Annotated in this window: 25 protein-coding genes and 1 pseudogene; 13 read left to right on the top strand and 13 right to left on the bottom strand. The window is 65.4% G+C overall.

Features of this window, described 5'->3' with window-relative positions; genetic code table 11:
- Window positions 1-57 precede the first annotated feature (57 nt).
- From uvrC to M2331_RS08510, 9 genes are all read right to left on the bottom strand, one after another.
- A complete protein-coding gene (gene uvrC, locus M2331_RS08470) occupies window positions 58-1,980 on the bottom strand; it encodes an excinuclease ABC subunit UvrC (RefSeq protein ID WP_181559875.1) in 1,923 nt (640 codons plus the stop codon).
- A gap of 137 nt (window positions 1,981-2,117) precedes the next feature.
- A complete protein-coding gene (locus tag M2331_RS08475; protein WP_264592339.1) occupies window positions 2,118-2,771 on the bottom strand; it encodes a F0F1 ATP synthase subunit B in 654 nt (217 codons plus the stop codon).
- Window position 2,772: 1 nt separating this feature from the next.
- Window positions 2,773-3,258, bottom strand: coding sequence for an ATPase (locus M2331_RS08480; RefSeq protein ID WP_181559876.1), 486 nt, complete (start codon window positions 3,256-3,258; stop codon window positions 2,773-2,775).
- An 86-nt stretch (window positions 3,259-3,344) separates the two neighbouring features.
- Window positions 3,345-3,572 carry a F0F1 ATP synthase subunit C gene (locus tag M2331_RS08485; RefSeq protein WP_014076610.1) on the bottom strand — a complete coding sequence of 76 codons (228 nt, stop codon included), beginning with the start codon at window positions 3,570-3,572 and terminating at the stop codon, window positions 3,345-3,347.
- A gap of 47 nt (window positions 3,573-3,619) precedes the next feature.
- Entirely contained in the window at window positions 3,620-4,405 is a 786-nt protein-coding gene (locus M2331_RS08490; protein WP_181559877.1) for a F0F1 ATP synthase subunit A, read from the bottom strand.
- 44 nt (window positions 4,406-4,449) lie between these two features.
- The gene (locus M2331_RS08495) at window positions 4,450-4,773 is read right to left on the bottom strand and encodes an AtpZ/AtpI family protein (RefSeq protein ID WP_181559878.1); all 324 of its coding nucleotides are present in this window, start codon (window positions 4,771-4,773) and stop codon (window positions 4,450-4,452) included.
- A 181-nt stretch (window positions 4,774-4,954) separates the two neighbouring features.
- Window positions 4,955-5,350 carry a YdbL family protein gene (locus tag M2331_RS08500; RefSeq protein ID WP_413715168.1) on the bottom strand — a complete coding sequence of 132 codons (396 nt, stop codon included), beginning with the start codon at window positions 5,348-5,350 and terminating at the stop codon, window positions 4,955-4,957.
- Between the two features lie 5 nt (window positions 5,351-5,355).
- Window positions 5,356-5,565 carry a YnbE family lipoprotein gene (locus tag M2331_RS08505; protein ID WP_264570578.1) on the bottom strand — a complete coding sequence of 70 codons (210 nt, stop codon included), beginning with the start codon at window positions 5,563-5,565 and terminating at the stop codon, window positions 5,356-5,358.
- Window positions 5,562-8,705: a YdbH domain-containing protein gene (locus M2331_RS08510; RefSeq protein ID WP_181559881.1), complete on the bottom strand. Its 3,144-nt coding sequence runs from the start codon at window positions 8,703-8,705 to the stop codon at window positions 5,562-5,564. The genes M2331_RS08505 and M2331_RS08510 overlap by 4 nt, the downstream gene beginning before the upstream one ends.
- A gap of 162 nt (window positions 8,706-8,867) precedes the next feature.
- Here M2331_RS08510 and radC point away from each other — a divergent pair, with 162 nt between their 5' ends.
- From radC to M2331_RS08540, 6 genes are all read left to right on the top strand, one after another.
- Window positions 8,868-9,572 (top strand): RadC family protein, encoded by a 705-nt coding sequence (gene radC, locus M2331_RS08515; RefSeq protein ID WP_181559882.1) that lies wholly within the window; start codon window positions 8,868-8,870, stop codon window positions 9,570-9,572.
- Window positions 9,573-9,799: 227 nt separating this feature from the next.
- Entirely contained in the window at window positions 9,800-11,119 is a 1,320-nt protein-coding gene (purB, locus tag M2331_RS08520) for an adenylosuccinate lyase (protein WP_181559883.1), read from the top strand.
- 116 nt (window positions 11,120-11,235) lie between these two features.
- Window positions 11,236-11,646 (top strand): LapA family protein, encoded by a 411-nt coding sequence (locus M2331_RS08525; RefSeq protein WP_181559884.1) that lies wholly within the window; start codon window positions 11,236-11,238, stop codon window positions 11,644-11,646.
- A complete protein-coding gene (gene pyrF, locus M2331_RS08530; protein ID WP_181559885.1) occupies window positions 11,643-12,317 on the top strand; it encodes an orotidine-5'-phosphate decarboxylase in 675 nt (224 codons plus the stop codon). Before M2331_RS08525 ends, pyrF begins: the two co-directional genes overlap by 4 nt.
- Before the next feature lie 314 nt (window positions 12,318-12,631).
- Window positions 12,632-14,224, top strand: a complete 1,593-nt coding sequence (locus M2331_RS08535) for an NAD(P)/FAD-dependent oxidoreductase (RefSeq protein ID WP_220128536.1) — start codon at window positions 12,632-12,634, stop codon at window positions 14,222-14,224.
- A gap of 4 nt (window positions 14,225-14,228) precedes the next feature.
- Window positions 14,229-14,684, top strand: coding sequence for a c-type cytochrome (locus M2331_RS08540; RefSeq protein WP_181559886.1), 456 nt, complete (start codon window positions 14,229-14,231; stop codon window positions 14,682-14,684).
- A 19-nt stretch (window positions 14,685-14,703) separates the two neighbouring features.
- Here M2331_RS08540 and M2331_RS08545 read toward each other — a convergent pair whose 3' ends face one another.
- Entirely contained in the window at window positions 14,704-14,985 is a 282-nt protein-coding gene (locus M2331_RS08545) for an HNH endonuclease (RefSeq protein WP_181559887.1), read from the bottom strand.
- Window positions 14,986-14,993: 8 nt separating this feature from the next.
- A complete protein-coding gene (locus M2331_RS08550) occupies window positions 14,994-15,653 on the bottom strand; it encodes an MOSC domain-containing protein (protein WP_181559888.1) in 660 nt (219 codons plus the stop codon).
- A 115-nt stretch (window positions 15,654-15,768) separates the two neighbouring features.
- Between M2331_RS08550 and M2331_RS08555 the strand changes: the two genes are divergently transcribed.
- From M2331_RS08555 to M2331_RS08565, 3 genes are all read left to right on the top strand, one after another.
- Window positions 15,769-16,920, top strand: coding sequence for a glycosyltransferase family 4 protein (locus M2331_RS08555; protein ID WP_181559889.1), 1,152 nt, complete (start codon window positions 15,769-15,771; stop codon window positions 16,918-16,920).
- A 134-nt stretch (window positions 16,921-17,054) separates the two neighbouring features.
- On the top strand, window positions 17,055-17,687 hold the full coding sequence (locus M2331_RS08560) for a biliverdin-producing heme oxygenase (RefSeq protein WP_181559890.1): 633 nt from the start codon (window positions 17,055-17,057) through the stop codon (window positions 17,685-17,687).
- On the top strand, window positions 17,677-20,244 hold the full coding sequence (locus tag M2331_RS08565) for an HWE histidine kinase domain-containing protein (protein ID WP_181559891.1): 2,568 nt from the start codon (window positions 17,677-17,679) through the stop codon (window positions 20,242-20,244). The genes M2331_RS08560 and M2331_RS08565 overlap by 11 nt, the downstream gene beginning before the upstream one ends.
- Before the next feature lie 18 nt (window positions 20,245-20,262).
- Here the strand turns inward: M2331_RS08565 and M2331_RS08570 are convergent, their stop codons facing one another.
- Together M2331_RS08570 and M2331_RS08575 are read right to left on the bottom strand one after the other, a co-directional pair.
- The gene (locus tag M2331_RS08570) at window positions 20,263-20,574 is read right to left on the bottom strand and encodes a DUF2218 domain-containing protein (RefSeq protein ID WP_181559892.1); all 312 of its coding nucleotides are present in this window, start codon (window positions 20,572-20,574) and stop codon (window positions 20,263-20,265) included.
- A 67-nt stretch (window positions 20,575-20,641) separates the two neighbouring features.
- Window positions 20,642-21,199, bottom strand: coding sequence for a PadR family transcriptional regulator (locus M2331_RS08575; RefSeq protein ID WP_413716084.1), 558 nt, complete (start codon window positions 21,197-21,199; stop codon window positions 20,642-20,644).
- Window positions 21,200-21,425: 226 nt separating this feature from the next.
- Between M2331_RS08575 and M2331_RS08580 the strand changes: the two genes are divergently transcribed.
- The 4 genes and pseudogenes from M2331_RS08580 to M2331_RS08595 all read left to right on the top strand — a co-directional run bounded on the left by M2331_RS08580 (window position 21,426) and on the right by M2331_RS08595 (window position 24,768).
- Window positions 21,426-22,748, top strand: a complete 1,323-nt coding sequence (locus M2331_RS08580) for a replication-associated recombination protein A (RefSeq protein ID WP_181559893.1) — start codon at window positions 21,426-21,428, stop codon at window positions 22,746-22,748.
- Between the two features lie 15 nt (window positions 22,749-22,763).
- Entirely contained in the window at window positions 22,764-23,633 is an 870-nt protein-coding gene (locus M2331_RS08585; RefSeq protein WP_181559894.1) for a hypothetical protein, read from the top strand.
- 237 nt (window positions 23,634-23,870) lie between these two features.
- Window positions 23,871-24,035, top strand: coding sequence for a hypothetical protein (locus M2331_RS08590; protein WP_181559895.1), 165 nt, complete (start codon window positions 23,871-23,873; stop codon window positions 24,033-24,035).
- A gap of 25 nt (window positions 24,036-24,060) precedes the next feature.
- Window positions 24,061-24,768: pseudogene (locus M2331_RS08595) on the top strand (glutamine amidotransferase).
- Window positions 24,769-24,805: the final 37 nt, after the last annotated feature.

Here is a 24,805-nt window from a genome sequence, read left to right on the forward strand (position 1 = left end):
CCCTTAGCGCGCATTGCGCCGGGCATCAACCTTTGCGGCAGGTCGCAATGAATCCGCTCAGCCATGGAAATAATCATAGACCGTCTGTGCGACCGCCGATGAAACGCCGGGTGCACGCTGGAGGTCGTCGAGGCTGGCGTTGCGCACGGCGCGGGCGGTACCGAAATGCATGAGCAGCGCTTTTTTACGCGCGGGCCCGATGCCGGGCACTTCGTCCAGCGAGCTGACAGTGATCGCCTTGGCCCGTTTCTGCCGGTGCGCGCCGATCGCAAAACGGTGCGCCTCGTCGCGCAACCGCTGCAGGTAGAATAGCACCGGGTGATTGACTGGCAGTTGGAAGTCCCGCCCGTCCAGCAGGTGAAACACTTCCCTGCCCTCGCGACCATGATGCGGCCCCTTGGCGACGCCGACCATCGGCACATCCTCGATGCCCATTTCTTCCAGCGCCTTGCGCGCTGCGTTGAGCTGGCCCCGGCCGCCATCGATCAGCACCAGGTCCGGCCATTCCCCGGATTCGCGATCGGGATCTTCCTCGGCCGCGCGGCCGAAGCGGCGGCCGAGCACTTCGCGCATCATGCCATAATCATCGCCCGCGACCGTCTCCGGGCGCTTGATGTTGAACTTGCGATAGCCGCTCTTGCGGAAACCCTCCGGCCCCGCCACCACCATGGCCCCCAGCGCGCTCGTGCCCTGGATATGGCTGTTATCGTAAATCTCGATGCGATTGGGCGGCCCTTCCAGACCCAGCAGTTCGGCCATGTCGGCTAGAATTTTGCCTTGCGCGCTGCTCTCGGCCTGCCGACGCTCCAGCGCTTCCTCGGCGTTGCGCTGGGCCTGCTTGATGAGTTTCACGCGGCTGCCCCGTTGCGGCACCTCGATGCGCACCTTGCGCTCCAGCTTCTGGCTCAGCGCCTCGGCGAGCAGCAGGGTTTCGGAAGGCTCGCGGTCGCACAGCACCAGCGGCGCCGGCGGCACATCCTCATAGAATTGCGCCATGAACTGCATCAGCACCTCATCCTCCCCCACCTCGGCGGTGTGAACCGGGAAGAAGCTGCGATGCCCCCAATTTTGCCCGCCGCGAATGAAGAAGGCCTGGATGCACATGCCGCCATTGCGGCTGGCGAGCGCGAAAATATCAGCGTCGCCCAACCCCTCAGCGTGGATCGCCTGACTGCCCTGGATGAAGGTCAGCGCCTTGAGCCGGTCCCGATAGACGGCAGCCATCTCGTAATCGAGCGACTCCGCTGCCGCATTCATCGCCTCGCCGAGCCGCGCCTGTACCGCCGTGGACTTGCCGCCGAGAAAGTCCTGCGCGTCCTGGGTCAGGGCCGCATAATCGGCCTCGTTGATCCGCCCGACGCAGGGCGCGGAGCAGCGGCGAATTTGATACAGCAGGCAGGGCCGCGAGCGATTGGCGAAGAAGCTGTCCGTGCAACTGCGCAGCAGGAACAGCTTCTGCAGCGCGTTGAGCGTCTTGCGCACCTGCCCCGCCCCCGCGAAAGGCCCGTAATATTGCCCCTTGTAGCGCCGCGCACCGCGGTGGAGCTGCACGCGCGGAAAGGCGTGATCCTCGCGCAGCAGGATGAACGGGAAGCTTTTGTCATCGCGCAGCAGCACGTTGTAGGGTGGCCGAAAGCGCTTGATGAGCTGCGCTTCCAGCAGCAGCGCCTCGGCCTCGCTCTGGGTTGTGACGATCGTCATCGAGCGGGTCTGCGAGACCATGCGCTGCAGCCGGCGCGGCAGGCGATCGACCTGCGTATAGTTGGACACCCGATTCTTGAGCGCCCGCGCCTTGCCGACATACAGCACGTCGCCGCGCGCATCCTGCATCCGATACACGCCGGGTCGCGTGCCCAAGGTCTTGAGCGTTTCGCGAATCGCCGCGACGCCAGCATCCACGTCCGGCAATTCACTGCCACGGATTGTCGAGGTCGCCTTTTCTTCGTTGAAGCGATTGGGGGACGATGGCCGCTCGGTCATCCGCGCCATTTAGGGGCGAGAAGCGGACAGGACAACGGCCTCCTGCCTCAACCGGCCGAACCACGACCCTTCAAAAGCAGAAAGGCCGGACCGATCGCTCGGCCCGGCCTTTCTAAAGCCATCAATCTGCAGGTCGTTCAGTGCGCGAGCTTGCCGATCACGTCGTCTACGAGGCCCTTGTCGGCCGCGGCACTGTGGGTCTCGCGGATCAGCACGCCGGCTGCTGCCGTCGCCGCTGCAGCCGCCTTGGCGCGCACATCGGCAATGGCCGCGCGCTCAGCTGCGGCGATCTTGTCTTCCGCCATCTTCTGGCGACGGACGACCAGCGCTCCGGCTTCCGCCTGCGCTGCGGTGATGAGATCGGCTGCTTCCTGCTCGGCGGCCGCGCGCATCGCATCGGCTTCCTTCGCGACGGAGGCGATCCGGCCTTCATACTCGGCCTTGAGCGCTTCGGCTTCCTTGCGGAGCCGCGCGGCTTCGTCGAGCTGATTGCGGATCGTCGCGATCTTGGCGTCCAGCGACCGGGCGATGAGCGCTGGCACCTTCTTCCAGATCAGCACCGCAACGAACACGAGCATCGAGAGGCTGACCCAACCCGTCGCGTCCATCCCCAAAGCGGTGGCGTCCGGTACATGGTGCTCGGGGCCGCCCACGGCTTCCGTGGCCGCGTGGATGTCGCCGTCCAGATTCTGGACCTTGTCGGCGTTTTCGAGATTGAACTGCACTGCGCCGGAGCCGTTGTCGCTTGCCGGGGCTGTCTCGGCAACCTGTGTCATGGTCTGGTTTGCCATATCAGAGTACCGCCTTCACTGCCTTGAGCGCCGCATCCGGCGACACCTGCGTGCCGGCGACCTTCTGCACGATGTCCGCTGCGGCGTCCGCTGCAACGGTTTCGATCTGCGCCAGCGCCTTCACGCGGCCAGCCTCGATCTCGCCCTCCGCTGCGGCCAGCTTTTCGCTGAGCGCCGCGTCGGTCTTGGCCAGCGCAGCCTCGCGATTGCGAGCAGCTTCGGCCTTTGCCTGGGCCAGACGGCCCTGCGCAGCGGCACGCGCTTCATTTTCCTTCGCCCGCCAGTCGGCTTCGAGCGCATCGGCCTTGGCCGAATTCGCACGGGCCGCTTCGAGATCGTCGGCGATCTTCTTGTCGCGCGCATCCACCGTGGACTGGATCTTCGGCACCATGCCGCGACCGATCACGAAAAACACGAACCCGAATGTCAGCAGAACCCAGAAGATCTGCGACGAGTAGGTTGCGGCGAGCTGGGCTATCTGAGGCATATCACCTGTCCGTTTGCGCGGTCCGGCGGCAGCCCGTCATTGGGCAGCCGCCGGCTCCACATCATCGTCTGTCGTCTTGCGGGCGATCAGGCGACGAAGATCAGGATCATCGCGACGACGAACGCCAGCAGGCCGAGAAGCTCTGCGGCGGCGAAGCCGATGAACAGACGGCCCTGCTGGCCGTCGGCAGCGCCCGGATTGCGCAGCGCGCTCTCAAGGAACGAGCCGAAGACGTTACCCACGCCGAGCGCGGCCACGCCGGCACCGATAGCAGCCAGACCGGCACCGATCAGCTTTGCGGCTTCTGCGTCCATGTTACTTAACTCCTTTTCTGAAACTCGATTTGGTCGTTGGTTGAAACTCAGTGCAGATGCTCGGCGTCGTGGATGTACAGCGACGTGAGCAGTGCGAAAACATAGGCCTGGATGCCAGCGACCAGGATCTCCAGCGCGGAGATGCCGACCATCAGGGCAAAGCTTGGGATGCCGACGCCAAGGCCGGGCGCCACGCCGGCAGCCGAAGCATTGATCACGAAGCCAGCAAGCACCTTGAGCAGAATGTGACCGGCGATCATCGCGACGAACAGTCGCAGGCCCAGCGAGAAGGGACGCACCATGAACGAGACGAACTCGATGATGGGGATCAGCCAGATCAGCCACAACGGCGTGCCATGCGGCACGAACAGCGAGAAGAACTTCAGGCCATGCTTCCAGAAGCCGACGATCAGCACGATCGAGAAGCTCAGGATCGCCAGCACGCCGGTCACCGTGAAGTGGCTGGTGAAGGTGAAGGGATGCAGGCCGAAGATGCCGATGGGCAGCAGGCCGAGCAGGTTGGCGAAGAGGATGAACATGAACAGCGAGAAGATGTAGGGCACATATTTGCGCCCGCCCTTGCCAATATTGTCATCGGTCAGCTTCGCGATGAAGCCGGTCATCGACTCTACAGCCGCCTGCCAGCGCCCCGGCACCAGATCGCGCTTCATGCCGAGCAGCATGAAGCCCCACAGAACGACGACCGTGATCACCATCCACAGCGCGCTGTTGGTGAACGCAATGTTGTAACCACCGAGGCTCCACTGTTCGGTACCGAACAGCGGCTCGATGGCGAACTGGTGCATAGGATCGATCTTGCCGGGTTCTGCCACGTCTGATTCCCAAAAAGCCGTCTGCGATTATGACGAAAGCGCCCTTACTTCTCAGGACGCTTCATCGAAATCTTCCAAATATTCCTGAAGGCTACGATGATCCCCAGAAAGAGGAAAACCAGCAGGAGCCAGGGCGATGTGCCGATGAACCGGTCCAGGACCCATCCAATCAGCGCGCCGCCGACAAGACCGCCGATCAGCTCCGCAAGAACCCGGTTGCCGAGACGATAATTCTTATCGCCGCCAACTTCCCGGTCCGCTCCGGTCCTGACCTTTTCGACTGCCTCGGCACGTTCCAACCGCTCGCTGAGCGACTTGATGCGTTCATCTTCGGCAATCGGGTCTCGCCCAGGTTCGGTCTCTGTCATCGTGCCAACTCCCGTTCACGCCAAGAGACGTAAAAACCAGCGCTGCATGACGTGCCTGAGCCGCCCCCGTCAAGGCGCGGCCCGTGTAGAAAGCGTTGGCGTGCAAGTCAACACTGGTGACCGCGCCGGAGGGATCAGGCGGATTTTCGAGGAAAATTAGGCCCTCAGTGGCGCGAATCGCTCAACGTGTGGCGGTGGCGCAATAATCCGGCAGCGCGATGGGTCCGGCCCCTTTGGTCTGCCACGGACCATTGCCGATCCGGTAGATCTGCCCTTCCGAGACGCGCCCGGCCAGCGTCTGACAACCGGTCACGGCCGCCATGTCCTGGACGGTCACGCCACGCTTGGCCGCCAGATCGGTATAGGCCGCGCGGCGCTTGATGTTGAGCGCATCCACGGCGGCGCGCACATCGCTGCTGACCGAGCCGTTGACGCCCAGATAGCCATCCGACTGCTCGCCGACCGTACCGGCCGACTTGGCGGCGCTCACCACCGCGTCCTGCGCGATAGCCGGAGCCGCTCCGACGACGCCGAGACCGAAAACTGCCGCAAGCGCTGCGGCGCGAATGCTGTGCATATATGTCATTTCGGGAATAGCTCCGGATTGTTCTCGATGAGGTCCTTGGCGTCCTGCTGAAGGCGCACGACCACTTCCTGCTGAATCTTCACGTTGAGATTGATCTCGATCGGCTTTTCGGGCGCGCGCACCTGAATGCAGCCGCCTGCCGCTCCGGCAAGCGCCAGCCCCAAGCCCAGTCGCGTTGCGCGCGATATCCATCGTCGGTGCCTCATTTCCTGTCCCCTTCTATCCTCTTGTCGCTGTCCGCCGGCTGAACGGCCGCCCCGGAACCCCGCGTGGACGCCCCGCTGCCGACGGGCACAAACTGGTCGCCCAGACTGCCATTGATGAGCTTGGTCGGATCGGCAAGCCCGGTCGCAGTGTTAAGCAGCCCCCGGAAGGGCGCCTCGATCCGCACATTGAACAGGAAGGGCAGGCCAAGGAACGGCCGCGCCAGGAAGCTGCGGCGTGTTTCTTCCGTGCCCTGGTTAACCCCGTTGATGCTCACCTGCGTGACGAACTCGCCATCGATGGCGCCATCCAGCCGGATTGCGAGGCAGCGATAGCCCAAATTCTTGAGCGCGTCGAAGGCCAGCCGCGCCATTGCATTGAGCTGCGCGTTGGACACCTCACCCACGTAAGAAAGGCGTCCGGCCCGGCGCTCTGGATCGCATGGGATCGTCAGGCCTTGCGTGCTGGTGAGGTAGCGTGGCTCGTCGCCCTCTTGCCGCGCAACCAGCAGGCCACCGACGATCCGCCCGCCATCCTTGTCGAACACCATCGGCAGCAGACCATCGAAGGTGCCCGTCGCGGAGATGTTCTCCAGCTCCAGCGTGTTGATAAAGGCGCCCGCATCCAGCCCGACGACGCGGAAAGTGAGATTCCGCGGCTGGCGCGAATCCAGTGCGAGGGGCGCGGGCATCAGCTCCAGCATACCGCCAGAGAACGGCCAGCGCCCGCCCTCGATCTCCGCCACCTCGCTGGAGAGCAATTGATAGCGAATGGTGCCGTCGCGCACCTCGATGCCGGGGTTGACGCTCTCCACCGTCACCACCTGGCCGGGTTCGGTGCGCAGGCCAAGCAGGTCCGTGAAGCGGATCGTCGTCGACAGGCCGGCGACCGGGCCGAAGGCGGCGGCGAAAGCCATGTTCTCGGTCGAGAATGTCCCGTCGCTGGTCACCTTGTCGCCGGTCCAGCGGATCTGGCCGGCGCCGTTCACCGCCCCGACAACATTGGCGACCACGCCCAGCGAGAGCGGCGTGAGATCGTCCGGCTGAAGCGCATTGCCGAAGCGCAAGTCTTTCACCGTCAGATCGGCGCGGCCTGCGCCACGGCTGAGGTCGTGCCGGATCACCACATCGGCGACCTTGGCCTTTCGTTCCGGGTGCACCAGCACACCGGTCGCCTCGATGCGATTATCGGCCAGGGTCAGACGTACCTGCTCGCCGGCCAGCGGATTGAAGCGCCGATCGGCCTGCGTATCCGCGACGCGCAGATTGCCATCGACGGCCAGACGTCCGTCGGCGAACTGCCATTGCCCTTCCATGGCGGTGAGATCGAGCGGCACGGAGCCGATCCGCCCACGCCCCGCCGAAATCGTCCCGGCGAGGCCACCCGCCGACCCACGTCCGCCCGTCAGACGATCGGCAGCGAGCCGGACCGGGGCTTCGGCCGCGCCAATGCGCACATTCGGCTGCTGGATTTCGAAGCGGCCGGTGGTGAGGCCGTAACGCGCTGCGCTGGCATCAAATGCGAAGGGATTGTCGCCCAGCCGGCCGCGCAATGCCACATCGCGGATCGCGGCCGCGCCCTCCCCCAGCCCGCAAACCTGTAATGCCGCAGGATCGAGCACGAGGCCGGACATGCTGAGCGAAGCCCAGCGCAAGGGCACGCAAGTCCCTGATAGACTAACCGCCCCGCCTGCCCCGACGCGAGCATCCAGCGGCATCTGCAGGCCCTTGACTGCACCGCCCGGCAAGGGACCGTCCAGCGTCACCTGGGTCTGCACGCTGCCGCGCCCCGCGCCATCCATGGCAAAGCGCAGCGGGGTGAGCGCCAGCCGCCCCCCGCCGGCATCATAAGGCCGCAACGTCGCGGTGCCGCGCACACCGCCTTGTTCCTGCGTGGCGAACTCGATGCGGCCCTCCGGCAGATCGCCACCGGCGATGTCTAGCCGTCCCGACGCGCGCAGGCCGCCCGGCCAGTCGATGCGCACCGCGCTGCCTTCCCAATTCTCGATCCGCGCGCCGCTCGCCGAGCGCAGCGCGAAGCGGTCAAGCCGAGCGTTACCTTGCGCGCCGAGCATATTGACCTGGCCCGCCAGTTCGATGTGATTGCGCCGGCCGATCGCCTCGACTGCGCGCGCCAGCTTGTGCGCGATCGGTTCCAGGGGGCTGCCATCGGCCGCCGAGGCGAGGCGCGCGAGATTGATCCCCCGCGCCGGCCGGGCATTGTCGATGGTCCCGGTGCCTTGCCATGCAAAAGCGCGATTGCGGGAATCGAGCTGCACGGCGAAATTGCCACCCAGCTTCGCGGCGTCACTTTCAAGGCCGTCGACAAGCGCGCTGACGGCGGCAAGCGAAGCGCTCCCCCGCAGGGTATCGCCTTCGCCTTTAAAGGTAATGAGCCCGGACAGTTCCTTGAACTCGCGCTTCCCCTGCCCGTCCCCCTGCTGGGCCAATGGCGCGGCAAGGCTCACCGCACCGCCCAAGGGTTCAAGCGCCAGGTTTGTGCGGATGTTGAGATCGAGCGTGGGGGCCGTCAGCCGGAGCTTCGCCGCCTCGCATCCAACGCCGCTGACATGGGCAGGGCCTTTGAGGTGAATCTCGCCATTCTCGGTCGCCACGTCCACTGGCGCCCGCAGCGCCCGCAGCCTGCAATCGCCAAAGGCTAGCGCCGGGCTCGCGAGATTAAGCTGACCATTGAACCCCGACGATAACGGCCCGCTGCCATCCAGCCCCAGTTCGACCGTGCCGTTGTCGGTATCGATCCGCGCCTGTGCATCCTCGATCACCGCCGTCCAGTCGGGCAGCTTGGGATCGCCCGTGCCGCCTTCCAGCAAGCGACTGACCTGACCCAAGTCCAGCGTGCCATCGGCAATCCGCCCACGCAGCCGAACGCCGCTGGCTTCAAGGCGATCGATATAAGGCCCGGTCAGGCCCCAGGCGAGTTCGAGCTCGATGAAGCGGACCGTGAGATCGGGCGATTTCGGATCGCCAATGACGAGATTGTCCAGCCGCTGGTGCTGCGGGCCAATCCGGGTGATCTCATATCGGCCCTGTACGCCCCGCTTGGCCAGTTCGCGGGCGATGAAGCTGTCGGCAATCGGCTCGCGCGCAAACCAGAGGCCGCCCGCGACCAGCAGCAGCGCCATCGCGCTCCCGCCGGCGATCCAGCGCACACGTTGACGGCGCCGGTGCAGCCGCTCTGCTGCACCCGCCTCTAGTCCGTCATCCTCTTCGACCCACTCGGTCAGACGTTTATCCCCGTCATTCCCGCTTGCCGCTCTGCCGGCTCGCGCTTAGCTACAATGTTCATGGGCGAAGGGCGATCCCGGGGCAAGAGCGAGACGAGTCATGATGGCGTTGGCCACCGCGCCCGCCTGCGGCAGCGACTCGCGTCCGGACCGGATGGGCTGCTCGACCATGAACTGATCGAATATCTGCTCGCGCTCGCCCTGCCGCGCCGGGATACCAAGCCGCTGGCAAAGGCCCTGATCGCCCGCTTCGGCTCGTTGGGCGCCGTGCTCAGCGCCGATTGGGCCACGCTGATGCAGGTCGACGGCATGGGCGAGACCACGACCGCCGCGCTCAAGGCGACACAGGCCGCCGCCCTGCGGATGCTCCGCAACGAGGTGGCGGAGCGGCCGGTGCTGGCATCATGGCAGGCCCTGCTCGATTATTTGCGCGCCGACATGGCCCATCTCTCGATCGAGCGCGTGCGCGTGCTTCATCTCAACGCCCGCAACATCCTGCTGCGTGACGATCATATGGGGGACGGCTCGGTGGATGAAGCGGCCATCTATGCCCGACAGGTTGCTCGTCGCGCACTGGAGTTCGGCTCGGCGGGCGTCATCCTCGTGCACAATCATCCCAGCGGCCTGCCCGAGCCGAGCCGGCAGGACATCCTCATGACTCGCGACGTCATCGCCGCGCTCAAGCCCCTCGGGGTCACGGTGCACGACCATGTTATCGTCGCGACCGAAGGTCACCGTTCGATGCGGGCCATGGGGCTGATCTAAGGTCAGGGCGGGCTAATCGGGCTCTGGTCGATCCATGCACGCGCGCCCCGTCGCGAGCGATTCGCCTCGTGTCGCCGCGAAGACCCGTCCCAGACAGAATTGATTTTTACCGCTATATCTCAGCCTCTTAAGTCAAATATACCGCCCTCACCCGCGCGATTTGCCCGTTTCGCCGCAGCCTGCTAGGGGCAGCCCGTCTCCAATCTGTCTCATCAGGAACCCGCCTCATGGTGCCTCGTTACGCCCGCCCGCAAATGACCGCGATCTGGGAGCCGGAAGCGCGCTTCCGCATCTGGTTCGAGATCGAGGCTCATGCGACCGAAGCGCTAGCCGAGCTGGGCGTGGTACCCAAAAGCGCCGCCATGGCCCTTTGGGACTGGTGGGCAACCAATCCCTCCATCGACGTGCCCGCCATCGATGCCATTGAGGCGGTTACCAAGCATGACGTGATCGCCTTCCTGACCTGGGTGGCCGAGCAGGTCGGCGATGAAGCCCGCTTCATGCACCAGGGCATGACCAGCTCGGACGTGCTGGACACTTGCCTCAATGTGCAGCTTGCCCGCGCGGCCGATCTGCTGATCGCCGATCTCGATGCGCTGCTGGAGGCGATCAAGCGCCGCGCGTTCGAGCACAAGCTCACGCCGACCATTGGTCGCAGCCACGGCATCCACGCCGAGCCGGTCACCTTCGGTCTCAAGATGGCGGAAGCCTATGCCGAGTTCTCCCGCTGCAAGGCGCGGCTGATCGCGGCCCGTGAAGACGTCGCCACCTGCGCGATTTCGGGCGCCGTGGGCACCTTCGCCAATATCGATCCCAAGGTAGAAGAGCATGTCGCGGCCAAGCTCGGCCTCACGGTTGAGCCGGTCAGCACGCAGGTGATCCCGCGCGATCGCCACGCCATGTTCTTCTCGACGCTGGCGGTGATCGCCGGCTCCATCGAGCGGCTCTCGGTCGAGGTGCGCCACCTGCAGCGCACCGAGGTGCTGGAGGCCGAGGAATATTTCTCGCCGGGCCAGAAGGGCTCGTCGGCGATGCCGCACAAGCGCAACCCGGTGCTCACCGAGAATCTGACCGGCCTGGCCCGCATGGTGCGCGCTTATGCCCTGCCCGCGCTCGAGAATGTCGCGCTGTGGCATGAGCGGGACATCTCGCACTCCTCGGTCGAACGCTTCATCGGCCCCGACGCCACGATCACGCTCGACTTCGCCCTAGGCCGGCTCACGGGCGTGATCGACAAGCTGCTCGTCTACCCCGAGCGGATGATGAAGAACATGAACCGGATGGGCGGCCTCATCCACTCGCAGCGCGTGCTGCTCGCCCTCACCCAGGCGGGCGTGAGCCGCGAGGACAGCTATGCGATGGTCCAGCGCAACGCCATGCAGGTGTGGCAGTCGGATGGTGCGCATTCGCTGCTCGATCTGCTCAAGGCCGACCCGGCCGTTTCCGCGCACCTCTCCGGTCCACAGCTCGAGGCACTGTTCGACCTCGACTATCATCTGAAGCATGTCGACACGATCTTCACGCGGGTGTTCGGAACCGCTGGCTGACACGCCCGTTCCGGAAGCTCCCATGTCCGCAGAGAGGCGTTGAAACGCGCCCCTAGGCAAGCCGTCACGGCGCGCTTATGGTCAGGCTCTACGGACCAAGCAGAGGAAGACAAGCCATGCAGTTCCTCCGGACAGCCTTCTGGGTCGTACTGGCGATCATCATCGTCATTTTCAGCTTCGCCAACTGGACGCCCGTGATGATCAATCTGTGGGGCGGTCTCCAGCTTGAAACCAAGCTGCCGGTTCTCGTGATCGTCGCGTTTCTCGCCGGTTCGCTGCCGTTCTGGGCGCTGCACAAGGCCACCAAATATCGGATGCGCCGGCGGCTCGACAGCGCAGAGCGTGCCCTCGCGGCTTCTGCGCCGGCGGCGACGGCGCCAGTGGTTCACACCCAGGACCACCCCGCGCCAACCGCCACGCCCGATCACATCACCCCCGCGGGATTCGACCCCGCACCGCCCGTTCGCACGATCGATGTGCGGGTGGACGACGATCTCAAACCGGCAGGCAGAACCGACACTCCATGACCAGCATTATCTATATCGCCATCGACACGCCCTCCCTGCCCCATGCGCAGGAGCTGGTTCAGAAGGTCCGCAACCATGTCGGCGGCATCAAGCTGGGGCTGGAATTCTTCTGCGCCAATGGCCACCATGGCGTGCATGAGATGCGCAAGTTCGGCCTGCCGATCTTTCTCGACCTGAAGCTTCACGACATTCCGAACACGGTCGCCAAGGCGGTTCAGGCCCTGCACGCGCTGGAACCGTCGATCCTCACCGTCCATGCCTCTGGCGGACGGGCGATGCTGGAAGACGCCAAGGCTGCGGCCGGGGTCCACACCAAGGTCGTCGCCGTGACGACGCTCACGAGCCTTGACCAGACCGATCTGGAGGAAACCGGCGTCCACGGCGGTACGCAGGAACAGGTCGAGCGGCTGACCCTGCTTGCCAAGGAGGCCGGTCTCGACGGCATCGTCTGCTCTGGCAATGAGGTCGCCCGCGCGCGCAAGCTGTGGCCCGCCGGCTTCTTTGTCGTGCCTGGCGTGCGCCCCAGCGGCGCCAGCAAGGGCGACCAAAAGCGCGCGGTCACGCCGCGTGAAGCAGTGGATGCCGGCGCCTCACTGCTGGTCATTGGCCGCCCGATCACTCAGGCGCCCGAGCCTGATATGGCGGCGCGCGAAATCGAGGCGACGCTTTAGGCGACAGACGACATACTCCCCTCCTCTTCAGAGGAGGGGCTAAATCCGGCCCTGAATACTTTGCGTAATTCAACAGCCGGATCTGCTTGGGCAACACGGCACGCATCGCCCCCGACTCCGACGTAGATCCGGCCCATTGCCCGAGCTGCGTCCCACCGCAAATACGCAAAACCTCGTATCAACAGCAGCGAGCCGCAGGCCGATCACTGGCTTCGCGACGAGGTGCTGCACAGGTTGGTGCGAGTCGGGTCAAGGCCCGGTTCGCCCACCATGGCTCTCCTCACGCAAAGGGGTGACATGGGATATAACCACATATGACAGACACTAACGCGCTGCGCATGAGCAAGCGTGATCTGCTGGCGCTCATTGGAACCACGGCGGGCGCATCGGCGATGTACATGGCGATGTCGAGCCTCGGCCAGGCTCAGGCCTCGACGTTCAAGGGACCGATCAAGCTGGAGGGCGGCGCCAAGGGCGCGAGCGTGCTCATCCTCGGCGCCGGCGTCGCAGGGATGACCGCCGCGCTGGAACTCAGCCGCGCCGGCTACAAGGTTCAGGTGCTGGAGTATAACGACCGCGTGGGCGGCCGCTCCTGGACGCTCAAGGGCGGCGACACCTACACTGAACTCGGCGGCGCGACGCAGAAGTGCGACTTCGCGCCCGGCAACTACATCAATCCCGGCCCGTGGCGCATTCCATGGCACCACCATGGCATCATGCATTATTGCCGCGAACTGGGCGTGGCCCTCGAGCCGTTCATGCAGGTCAACTATAACGCCTATGTTCACTCGACCAAGGCGTTCGGCGGGGCCCCGCAGCGCTACCGGCATGTGCAGGCGGATTTCTACGGCCATGTCAGCGAATTGCTCGCCAAGGCAGTCAACAAGAATGCCCTGGCGGATACGCTCAGCAAGGAGGATGGCGACATCCTGCTGGAATCCCTGCGGAGCTGGGGCGCGCTCGACAAGGACATGCGCTATGTGAAGGGCCGTGAGTCCAGCAACCGCCGTGGCTGGGAAAAGCAGCCGGGCGGTGGCCTGACTGCCGAGCCGATCCCCTCCGAGCCGATGACCGCCGAAACGGTGCTCCGTTCACGCCTGTGGCGCTCGATTGGCGGCAACCTCACCTGGGATCATGAGTTCGCCATCTTCCAGCCGGTTGGCGGCATGGAAATGGTCGCCAAGGGCTTTGAGCGGGCCGTGGGTCATCTGGTTCGCCTCAACAGCAAGGTCACCGCGATCAAGCAGGGCGCGAAAGGCGTCACGGTCGATTATGTCGACACCAAGTCCGGTGCCGCCGCGCAGGCCAAGGCTGACTGGTGCATCTGCACGATCCCGCTGCTCATCCTCGCGCAGATCGACATGAATGTCGGCCCCAAGCTGGCCGGCGCGATCCGTGCCGTGCCCTACTCGACCAGCGTCAAGGTCGGGCTGGAGTTCAAGCGGCGCTTCTGGGAGCAGGACGACCAGATCTATGGCGGCATCACCACCACCGATCTGCCGATCTCGCAGATCAGCTACCCCAGCAGCAATTATGGCGCCAGCGGCCCGGGCGTGCTTCTGGGCGCCTATACCGGCGGCTCGACAGGGTTCGAACTGACCGCCCTGCCGCCGGAAGAGCGGGTCAAGCGCGCGCTCGAATGGGGCGCGCAGATCCACCCGCAATATAAGGCCGAGTTCATGAACGGCGTAGCCGTCGGCTGGCACCGGGTTCCCTGGGTGCTCGGCTGCTTCGGGCAGTGGACGGAGGAAGCGCGCGCCGAGCACTACCGGAATATGTGCGAATTCGACGGGCGGATCGTCCTGGCGGGCGAGCATACCTCCTATATCGGCGGATGGCAGGAAGGCGGTATCACCTCCGCCATCGATGCGATCACGCGGCTCCATCAACGTGTCACCGCGAGCTAATATCATGAAGATCAGCACATTGGCCTTTGGCCTCGCCGCCGGCATTCTCACCGGCTCGGTCTCCGTCGCACTCGCGCAGGATGCTGCCCAGCCACGCCAGGGCGATCCCGCCGCTCTGGTCGCCCAGCAAGGCGATGCCGACGGGGCGTTCGTGATGCCGGGGCGGTTCAGCGAACCCGATGGCGAAAAAATGTACCGCCGGGTCTGTGCCGCCTGCCACATGCCGGACGCAGCCGGCGCAACGGGCGCGGGCAAATATCCCGCGCTCGCCAACAACCCCAATCTCGCCGCCAGTGGCTATCCCATGCTGGTGACGCTCAAGGGCCTGAACGGCATGCCGCCGGTCGGCGAGATGATGACGGACCAGCAGGTCGCCAATGTGGTGAACTATGTCCGCACGCATTTCGGCAATCATTATGAGGACGCGATCACCGCCGAGGACGTCAAGGCGATGCGCTGAGCCGGTGCAGGCCCCGCCCTTAACGGCGGGGCTTGCGCGTCGGCGCATGGAAGTCCGCCGGCTTGCCGGCAACCCAGCGCAGAAAGGCAGCGAGCGCGGGATCACCGCGCAACGCCGCCTGATCGCGCCCCATGCGCGCCAGCTGGCCATTGCTGAAGTGCGCGTGGATCGCGCGATGGCAGATCGGATGCAGGGGCACCGTCTCCCGGCCACCTTTGGCCTTGGGCACGGGATGATGCCATTCGATGCGTGCGCCCAATGGCCGCTCGCACAGCCAGCATGAATCAGGCGTGCGCTCCAACGCGTAGCTCAGCGCGCCAGCTTTTCCGCCCGCACCCGCCACGCGTCGGCGAGGACGCGGGTCTCGGCCAATTGTGCGACGCCCGCCGGATCGGCCTTATGTCCGCCTGCGATCAGCAGGTTGAACACCCGCGCAATCGGCCAGTCTTCCAAGGGGCGCTCCAGCAGGATCATCGCATCGCCCGCCTTGGCCTCACCCTGCTCGATCACGCGCAGATAGAGACCGCAATGGCCACTCGCGATGGCCTGACCCAACACATCGTCGCGGCCGAAGCGTGCATTGAGCTTGGCGCAGGGCTGCCGGCCGTGGCTGACCTCCAGCACGGCGCTGCCAAGCGCGAACCGGTCGCCAAGGCACAGATTGGCCTCGGTCGCCCCGCGCGTCGAAATATTCTCACCAAACGCGCCCGGCCCGTCGAGCAGCGGATGATCGTCGAGCACGCCGCGCCACCAGGCATAATGCTCATGCGGCAAGAGGTGGACAGCCTTGTCATGCCCGCCATGACGAAGGGGGTCGGCGACGCTATCGCCCTCCAGCCCCAGCCAGCCGATCCGGACCGGCCCGCGAACGGGTTGTTTGCCCATGGCACTCATCACGCCCGGCGCCAGCAAGGCGGGCGACCCGACCAGCAGCGCGTCGACGGAAAGGGAAAGGGATGGCTCGTCCATGTCCTGTCATGGCACGACCCTTGTGAGTCGCGCCAGTGCAACAACGGTCGGACAAGTTCCCGCCGATGGCGCAGCAGCACTTTGACCGCACGGCCGGCCTCGCTATAGGGCCTCGATGCTCCCCAGCGACCTCCGCATTGCCCTGTTCAGCGGCAACTATAATTACGTCCGCGATGGCGCCAATCAGGCCCTCAACAATCTGATGGCCTCTGCGCTCGCGAGCGGCGCCAGCGTGCGTGTCTATTCCCCCACCATCGATCCGCCGGCGTTCGAACCGGCTGGCGAACTGGTGTCGGTGCCGAGCTGGTCCATGCCGGGCGGCCGGGGCGAATATCGGCTCGCCAAGGGGCTTTCAGCGCAGACTCGGGCGGACCTGGCAGCTTATGCCCCCAATATCGTCCACGTCTCTGCGCCGGACATTTTAGGGCATCGCGCATCGAGCTGGGCGCGGCGAGAGGGCATCCCCTGTGTCGCCTCCCTTCACACGCGCTTTGAAACCTATCCGCGCTATTATGGCCTTGGCGTCATCGAGCCGTTGCTGGTGCGCCTGCAGACGCGCTTCTACAATCGCGTCGATCAGGTGATGGTGCCGAGCGGCAGCATGGCGACACTGCTGCGCGAGTGGGGCGTGACGACGCCGATCGGTATCTGGTCCCGCGGCATCGATCATGCCCGATTCAACCCGCAGCGGCGGGACAATGGCTGGCGGCGCTCGCTCGGCATCGCCGATGACGAGATCGCCATCGGGTTCCTGGGGCGGCTTGTTCTGGAAAAGGGCCTGGGTGTCTTTGCCGATGTGATCGCGGGGCTCAAGGCGCGCGGCGTGCGCCACCGGGTGCTGGTGATCGGCGAAGGTCCGGCGCGCCAGTGGTTTGCCGAGCGGGTGCCGGAGGCGGTGTTTGCGGGTTTTCAGGGCGGCGACGATCTCGGTCGGGCGGCCGCCTGCATGGATATCTTCTTCATGCCCTCGGTCACCGAGACTTTTGGCAATGTGACGACCGAAGCCATGGCGGCGGGGGTGCCGGTGGTCGCCGCCCGCGCAACCGGCGCGATTGATCTGGTCGCGGACGGTGTGACCGGCTTCCTCGTTCCGCCGCGCGACGTGCAGGCTTATGCCGACGCCATTCAGCGCCTCATCGAAGATTCCGCCTTGCGCGCAGCGGCGGGGCAAGCTGGGCATCTGCGGGTACAGGATTACAAATGGGATCAGGTGAACGCCGCAATGATCGAAACATATTGCGGCTTGGCGAAACGCCGGGCCGGCTGACCACACCGCGACGAAGACTGAGTGTGACGGCCTGCAACCGTTCATCTCTCGGCGCGTTATGTGTCCGATGAGACAAAGGCCGCCCCTGCCCCGAATTGCGCCATTCCTTTCGCCGCGGCTCGCAAGATCACGCGTTGTATATTGCCGGCACGCGCTGTAAATTCACGGCAATGTCTTTCGATACTGATCCCGGCGTGGCGGAAATCCCGACAACAGCCGCGGCTCAGCCAGTGGCCTTCCATCAAGTCCTGAAGAAAGAGACGCGTGCTTACCACGACGAAGTCGACAGCCTGTTCAGCCAGTTCGATCTGACGAGCCGTGCGAGTTACGGCCGTTTTCTGTCAGCCCATGCAGCGGCGCTGGTGCCGCTCGAGCGCTGGCTGCGCTCAGCCTCGCCGAGTATCGACACGGCCGCGCGCGTACAGGCCCTTACAACCGACTTGAACGCCTTGGGCCAGGCCGTTCCCGAGGCCGAGCCGCTGACATGGGCCCCGAGCACGGCGGCTCATTGGGGTGCCGCCTATGTGACGGAAGGCTCCCGCCTTGGCGGCGCGATGCTCGCACGCCGCGTGCCTGACGATCTTCCGCGTGAATATCTGAGCGCCGTGCATCCCCAAGGCGCGTGGCGCGCCTTCATCGCCGCTCTGGAAGATCAGGCCCTGACTCACGGCCCCGTCTGGCAGCGGGAAACCCGCGCAGCAGCGACCCGGACCTTCGCCCTTTACCGAAATTGCGCCATCGCGATGGGAGCCAGACTTGGCCAATGATCCTGCCGGCTTTCGGGTCGATCTCACCAACTGCGACCGCGAACCGATCCATATTCTCGGGACGATCCAGCCATTCGGTTTCCTGCTCGCGGTGAGCGCCGATTGGATGATCGGTCGCGTCTCGGACAATATCGCCGCGTTCACGGGTAAATCGGCGGATGCGCTGCTCGGTTCCAAGCTCACCGATCTCATCACGCCCGCTGCCCAGCACGACATCCGCAACCGGATCTCGATGCTGCGCGGCAATGATTCCGTAGAACGCCTGTTCTCGCAGCCGCTGTTCGATGATGGCAAGCTCTACGATGTCGCCGTGCATTTCTCGGGCAACAGCATCGTCATCGAATGCGAGCCCGCGCTCGAAGATCCAGGCGAAGCGGCGACGCTGGTCCGCACGCTCATGTCGCGCCTCGCCCAGGCCGACACGCTCACCTCCTTCATTCGCGAGAGCGCCCGGCAGGTGAAGGCGATCACCGGTTTCGATCGCGTGATGGTCTATCGCTTCGATGCCGAGGGCTCGGGCGAGGTCGTTGCCGAGGCGCTGAGCGCTGGCGTCGACAGCTTCCTTGGCCTGCATTACCCCGCGTCGGATATTCCGGCACAAGCGCGCCAGCTCTATGTGCGCAATCCGTTCCGCATCATCGCTGATGTGAATGCAGAGCCGGTGCCGATCGTGCCGCAGACCGATCCCAGCGGCGCGGTCCTCGACCAGTCGCTCTGCCTGCTCCGCGCGGTTTCGCCCATCCATGTCGAGTATCTGCGCAACATGGGCGTCAGCGCGTCGCTATCGATCTCGATCATCGTCGAAGGCAAGCTCTGGGGGCTCTTCGCCTGCCACCATTATCAGCCGCGCCTGCCTGGCCTCGCCATGCGTACGGCCGCCGAACTGTTCGGCCAGATCTTCTCGCTGATGCTCGAGAGCCGGGAACGCAGCGAGAATGCCGGCTATGAGTCGCGCGCACGCGGCGCCACCGATCGCTTGATGGCCTCCATCGCGCAGGATGGCGACCTGCTGCGGGACGCGGACTGGCTCGGCGAGGTTGTGTTCGATACCATTCCCGCCGATGGCGTCGCGGCTTATGTTGACGGCTCTGTCTCGCTGAGTGGCCTGACGCCCTCGCGCGAGCAGTTCATAAGCCTCGTCTCCATCCTCAATCAGCTTTCGCACGGCGAGGTCTTCGCGACGGACTGCATTTCATCCGTCCTGCCCGAGGCGACTGCCTATGCGGATGTCGCCGCCGGCCTCATCGCCATCCCGCTGTCACGCAAGCCGCGTGACTATGTGGTCTTCTTCCGCAGCGAGCAGATGCGCTCGGTGCGCTGGGGCGGCAACCCGGAAAAGCCGGTCGAGCTCGGCCCCAATGGCGACCGACTCACCCCGCGCAAAAGCTTCGAAAGCTGGTCGCAACTGGTGAAGGGCCGCAGCCTGCCGTTCACCACGGTCGAGCGCCGCGTTGCCGAAGCGCTGCGTGTCGGGATGCTGGAAGTGCTCATCCGCCTGTCCGAGAGCGCAGGCGAGGAGCGGCAGCGGGCGCAGGAGCGGCAGGAGCTGCTGATCGCCGAGCTCAATCACCGCGTGCGCAATATCCTCTCGCTCATTCGCGGCCTCGTGTCGCAGACCCGCGACGGGGCGGCCAGCGTCGAGGATTTCACGCGCAATCTGGACGATCGCCTGCAGGCGCTCGCTCGTGCGCACGACCAGGTAACGCGCGATCGCTGGGGTCCGGCGCGGTTGCGGGATCTTATCGACATCGAGGCCAATGCCTTCCTGCGCGACAAGCGCACCAATGTGGAGACCAAAGGCTCCAACATCCTGCTACAGCCGGTCGCCTTCACCGTGCTCTCGCTGGTCTTCCACGAGCTCATGACCAATGCCGCCAAATATGGCGCGCTCTCCGATAGCGGCACAGTGCTGATCAGCTGGCAGCAGGACGAGGATGGCAGCCTGTTGATCGACTGGTCCGAACTCGGCGGGCCGGCGGTCACGCCGCCCTCGCGCCGCGGCTTTGGGTCGACGGTGATCGAAAAGACCGTTCCGCACGATCTGGGGGGCGATGCCAAGATTCACTACCGACTGAGCGGTGTGAAGGCGCACTTCTGCATCCCCTCCCGCTTCGTGGCCGGCATCGCGCCCGAACACCGGACCGACGCGGCGGACGGCGCGTCTGCCGATCTGCGCGAGCCGGCGAAGCAGCCGCTAGCCGGGCAGCGCGTGCTGCTGGTGGAAGACAGCCTCATCATCGCGCTCGACGGGCAGGATGCGTTGATGGAGCTCGGCGCCGAGAAGGTCGAGGTCGCTTCCAGCGTCACCGCCGCGCTGCGCGTCTGTGCGTCCGTCCCGCTCGATGTGGCCATGCTTGATTATAATTTGGGCGCGGAGACCAGCGAGCCGGTCGCCAGGGCGCTGGCCGAGCGCGGCATCCCGTTCGTCTTTGCGACCGGCTATGGCAGCGGCTTGGATTCCTCGCGCTTCCACGCCGTGCCGATCGTCACCAAACCTTATAGCACGGCGCAGATCGCAGCCGCTCTCGCGGAACTGAAAACCGAACCGGCGGACTGATCGCGCCGGTTCAAACCCTCAAGCCCAGGGGAAGCTGAGCGGCGCCTCGCGGAACGCGAAGCGATCGAGATGACGGGCGACCGTGTTTTTGAGGCCTTCGAGATGCTCTGGGCTGCTGGCGTCGATGGTCACGTCGAGCGTGTCGGGTTGCGCGACCATCGTCACCAAAGCGTCAGCCGGCCAATCGGCGCCGCGCGCATCGCGCGGAAACACGATCGTGCCGCGCTCGGGTGTGAACTCCACCTTGAGGTTGTGCGACCAGTGCTTGCACAGTTGCTGGAGGTAGCGGCTGCCGCTCTGCGTGGGCACCTTGGCTGTTGCGCTGTTCATGAGATTGTCTTTCTGTTGGTGGCTCCACCGTCCGGCGGTGGGGCGATTGGAATTATGCTGTGCAGTCTTACAACCGCTCGATCTTCCGCGCTGCCTCATCGAGGATCGCGGCGATTTCGTGCGGCAGATCGTCTGTGGTCTCGCCTTCGCGCAGCCGGCCCATCAGAGCCGTTTTGAGATTGCCCATGGCGCGGCGGACCGGGCCGCTGTTGGATCGATGTTGCTCGGCGCCAAGACCGGCGAGCCGGTCCATCAGGCCGCCGATCTCGTCGGCCTTCTCGGCAAGATGGGCCTCGCCTGCGGGGGTAATCGCGTACAGCTTACGCGCCCCTTCGCTCTCGCTGTCGGCGATGAGGTCCATTTCCGCAAGCAGGGTGAGCGTGGGATAAACGACGCCGGGGCTGGGCGCATAAGCGCCGCCGGTCAGTTCCTCGATCGCACGGATGAGGTCATAGCCGTGGCGCGGCCCCTCGCCGATCAACTTGAGCAACACGAGTCGTAACTCGCCGCCATCAAACATGCGTCCGCGTCCGCGACGGCCGCCGCGCGGACCGCCATGGCCGCCCTGCCCGTCCCACTCTGCGCCGCCCCAGCCGCCGCCGAAACGACCGCCCCGGCCCATCATGGCCTTGAGCGCGTGACGGTGCCCATTCGGGCCGCACCGTCCATGTGTACTTGTGTCAAACATCAAAGATTCAATCCTTCTAAATTTCAGATTGATCTAAGATATATCTTAGACTGATTTCCACAAGGCGCCGTTTTCATTCTTTTTGAGCGTGCCTGCGAATGGCCTGCAGTCCGATGCAAGCTGGCCCGTGCAACCGGTGAGGGGCCGACCTATATGAGTCCGCATGTCTGATCTCTTCGGCGGCCTTGCCGCCGCCTCCAGCCCTACCGAGCCTCGCGCCGATGCGCCGCTGGCCGACCGTCTGCGCCCGCGCACGCTCGATGATGTGGTCGGGCAAGACCACCTCACCGGTGCTGACGGCGCCATCGGGCGGATGGTCGCGGCGGGACGGCTCTCCTCAATGATCCTGTGGGGACCGCCAGGCACCGGCAAGACCACGCTGGCGCGCCTGCTGGCCGAAGCGGTGGACATGCGCTTTGCGCCGATCTCCGCGGTCTTTTCCGGCGTGGCGGACCTCAAAGCTGCCTTTGCGGCCGCGCGCGATGCCGCCCGCGCCGGGCAACGCACGCTTCTGTTCGTGGATGAAATCCATCGCTTCAATCGCGCACAGCAGGATGGCTTTCTGCCTTATGTCGAGGATGGCACCGTCACGCTGGTCGGCGCCACCACAGAAAATCCGAGCTTCGCTCTCAACGCGGCGCTGCTCAGCCGCGCGCAGGTGCTCATCCTGCGCCGGCTGGACGAAGCCGCGCTCGATACGTTGATCTCGCGCGCGGAAGCGTTGACTGGTGCACCGCTGCCGCTCACCGACGATGCCCGCGCCGCGCTCGTGGCTTCGGCTGACGGTGATGGCCGCTTCCTGCTCAATCAGGTGGAGACGCTGCAGGGTATCGGCCTCACCGAGCCGCTGGACCCGGCGGGTCTCGCCGCCCTGCTCCACCGCCGGATGCCGGTCTATGACAAGGATCGCGACGGGCATTACAATCTGATTTCCGCGCTCCACAAGGCGCTGCGCGGCTCCGATCCGCAGGCCGCGCTCTATTATCTCGCGCGGATGCTGGTTGCCGGAGAGGAACCGCTTTACGTCCTGCGCCGGCTGGTGCGCTTCGCCAGCGAAGATGTCGGCCTGGCCGACCCACAGGCGCTCACCCAATGCCTCGCCGCCAAGGATGCATACGCGTTCCTCGGCTCGCCCGAGGGCGAACTGGCGATCGTGCAAGCCTGCCTGTATCTCGCGACCGCGCCCAAATCCAACGCCGCCTACAAGGCGCAAAAAGCGGCCTTTGCCAGCGCCAAACAAACCGGATCGCTGATGCCGCCCGCGAACATCCTCAATGCGCCGACCAAGCTCATGAAGGAGATCGGCTATGGCAAGGACTATAGCTACGATCATGATGTGGAAGGCGGCTTCTCAGGCGACAATTACTGGCCCGAGGAGATGGCGCCGCAGACCTTTTACGCGCCCACCGAGCGCGGGTTCGAGAAGCGGATCGCCGAGCGCATCGCCTGGTGGGATGAGCGTCGGCGCGACTTGCGCGGTGACTGATCCCGCCCGCCACCCGTGAGCCGCTTCCGCCATTTCGCCGCAATCGACTGGTCGGGCGCACAGGGGCCGCGACAGCCGGGCATTGCCGTCGCCATCTGCGACGCGGATAGCGGCGCTGGCCCGGCGCTGGTCCGCCCCGGCCACATCTGGTCACGCCCCGACGTGCTCGACTGGATGCGCCGCGACATGCCGCGCGAGACGTTGGTCGGCCTTGATCTCGGCCCGTCCCTGCCCTTCGCCGACAAGGGCGCCTTCTTCCCGGGCTGGGATCGCACTCCACCCAACGCCCGCCAACTCTGGGCGCTTGTCGAGGACATCTGCGCCGACGAGCCGCATCTGGGGGCTGGCGCCTTTGTCGATCACCCGGAGGCCGCGCGGCATTTCCGGCGCCATGGGGGCCGGGAAGGCGATCTGTTCGGCGGGGGACGCGGGCGGCTGCGCCAGACGGAGCTGGCCCAGCAGGCGCAGGGCCTCAACCCCTGCAGCAACCTCAATCTCGTCGGCGCCGCCCAGGTCGGCAAATCCAGTCTAACCGGGATGCGGGTGCTGCACCGTATCCGGGCGGACATGCCAGTCTGGCCGTTCGACGCCGACCCCGGCTCGGGCAGTCTGATCGTGGAAATTTACACCAGCCTTGCCGCGCTCGCCGCCGGCAAGCGCAAGGGCCAGACCAAGGTTCGCGAGGCCGAACTGGATGCCTGCCTTGCGCGTCTCGCCAGCGGGCCGCATCTACCGTTCGCTGGCCGGTACAGCGACCATGCCACCGATGCGCTGCTCAGCGCGGCCTGGCTGCGGCTGGTCCATGGCGAGCCGGCCCTGTGGGCACCGCAGGCGCTGACGCCAGAGTTGGCGCGGACGGAAGGCTGGACGTTCGGCGTGTTTTGACGCGCAGGCGACAGCGCGGCCGGCCGAGCTAAACTATCACCCCTGCAAAGATCGCTTGATTGCCGGAATCATGCCTTCCGGCTTAAACCCCTCTTGTCCGGAATGACGGGAGGCGCTGCCGCCCCAGCCCGGAACGCGGCTTTTGATGTTTGTCAGCTTGCTCCGCGTCACCAACCGCTAAAGCGCACGAATCCCACGCGACAACGCCGGCTTCGTGCTCCGTATTGGAGAAACGATATGGCTATCCGTTCCATTTCCCGCCGTAGCCGTAATCATGCCCAGCGAGCCGGCCGCGCGCTGGCGCCGCTTCCGCACCCGAGCTGGCGACTGGCGCCTGCGGCCCCGCACGACTCGCCGCCCCTCGCCAGTGCCAGTGACTTCTGGTCGCGCCTCGGCCTCTGACGCTCATCTCGAGAGGCCAATGACGATGAAGCGCGCGCTTGTGATTCGGCACGTCCCCCATGAGGGCATGGCGGGATATCGGGAGCCGGTGGAAGCGGCCGGCTATGCGATCGACCGGATCGATGTGACCGACCCCGCCTTCGCCACGCTCGACCTGCGAGAACCCGATCTGCTCATCATGATGGGCGGGCCGATGGGGGTGTATGAGCAGGATCGCTATCCGTGGATCGCATGCCAGCTGCGCCGCCTGGCGCTGCGGCTGGCGGCCGACCGCCCCACGCTGGGCGTGTGCTTCGGCGCGCAGATGATCGCGGCGGCGCTCGGCGCGAAGGTCTATCCCGGCCCCGTCAAGGAGGTCGGCTTCCATTCGGTCAAGGTCAACGATGCCGGTCACACCAGCCCGCTCTGCCATCTTGTCGACGTGCCGGTGCTGCACTGGCACGGCGACACGTTCACCCTGCCGGAAGGCACCCAACTGCTTGCGTCCAGCGACCGCTATACGCATCAGGCCTTCCGGCGGGGACAACATGTACTAGCCCTACAATTCCATGCCGAAATGGGCGAGGATGCGCGCTTCTACCAGTGAATGGAGGAATGGCCGGAGGCTGCGGCGGAATCCGGCGGCTGCAACGACAGCCTGCGCGCCACGCATGATCGGCTCGGGCCTCGGGCTGTCTCCGCCGGGCGCGCCATGCTCGGCGACTGGCTGGCGGGACTGAAAGCGCCCGCGTGATCCCCGCATCACCAGTCTGACCAGCGCCCAAGCCGTG

It is taken from the genome of Sphingobium sp. B10D7B, from assembly GCF_025961955.1.
Taxonomy (GTDB): domain Bacteria; phylum Pseudomonadota; class Alphaproteobacteria; order Sphingomonadales; family Sphingomonadaceae; genus Sphingobium.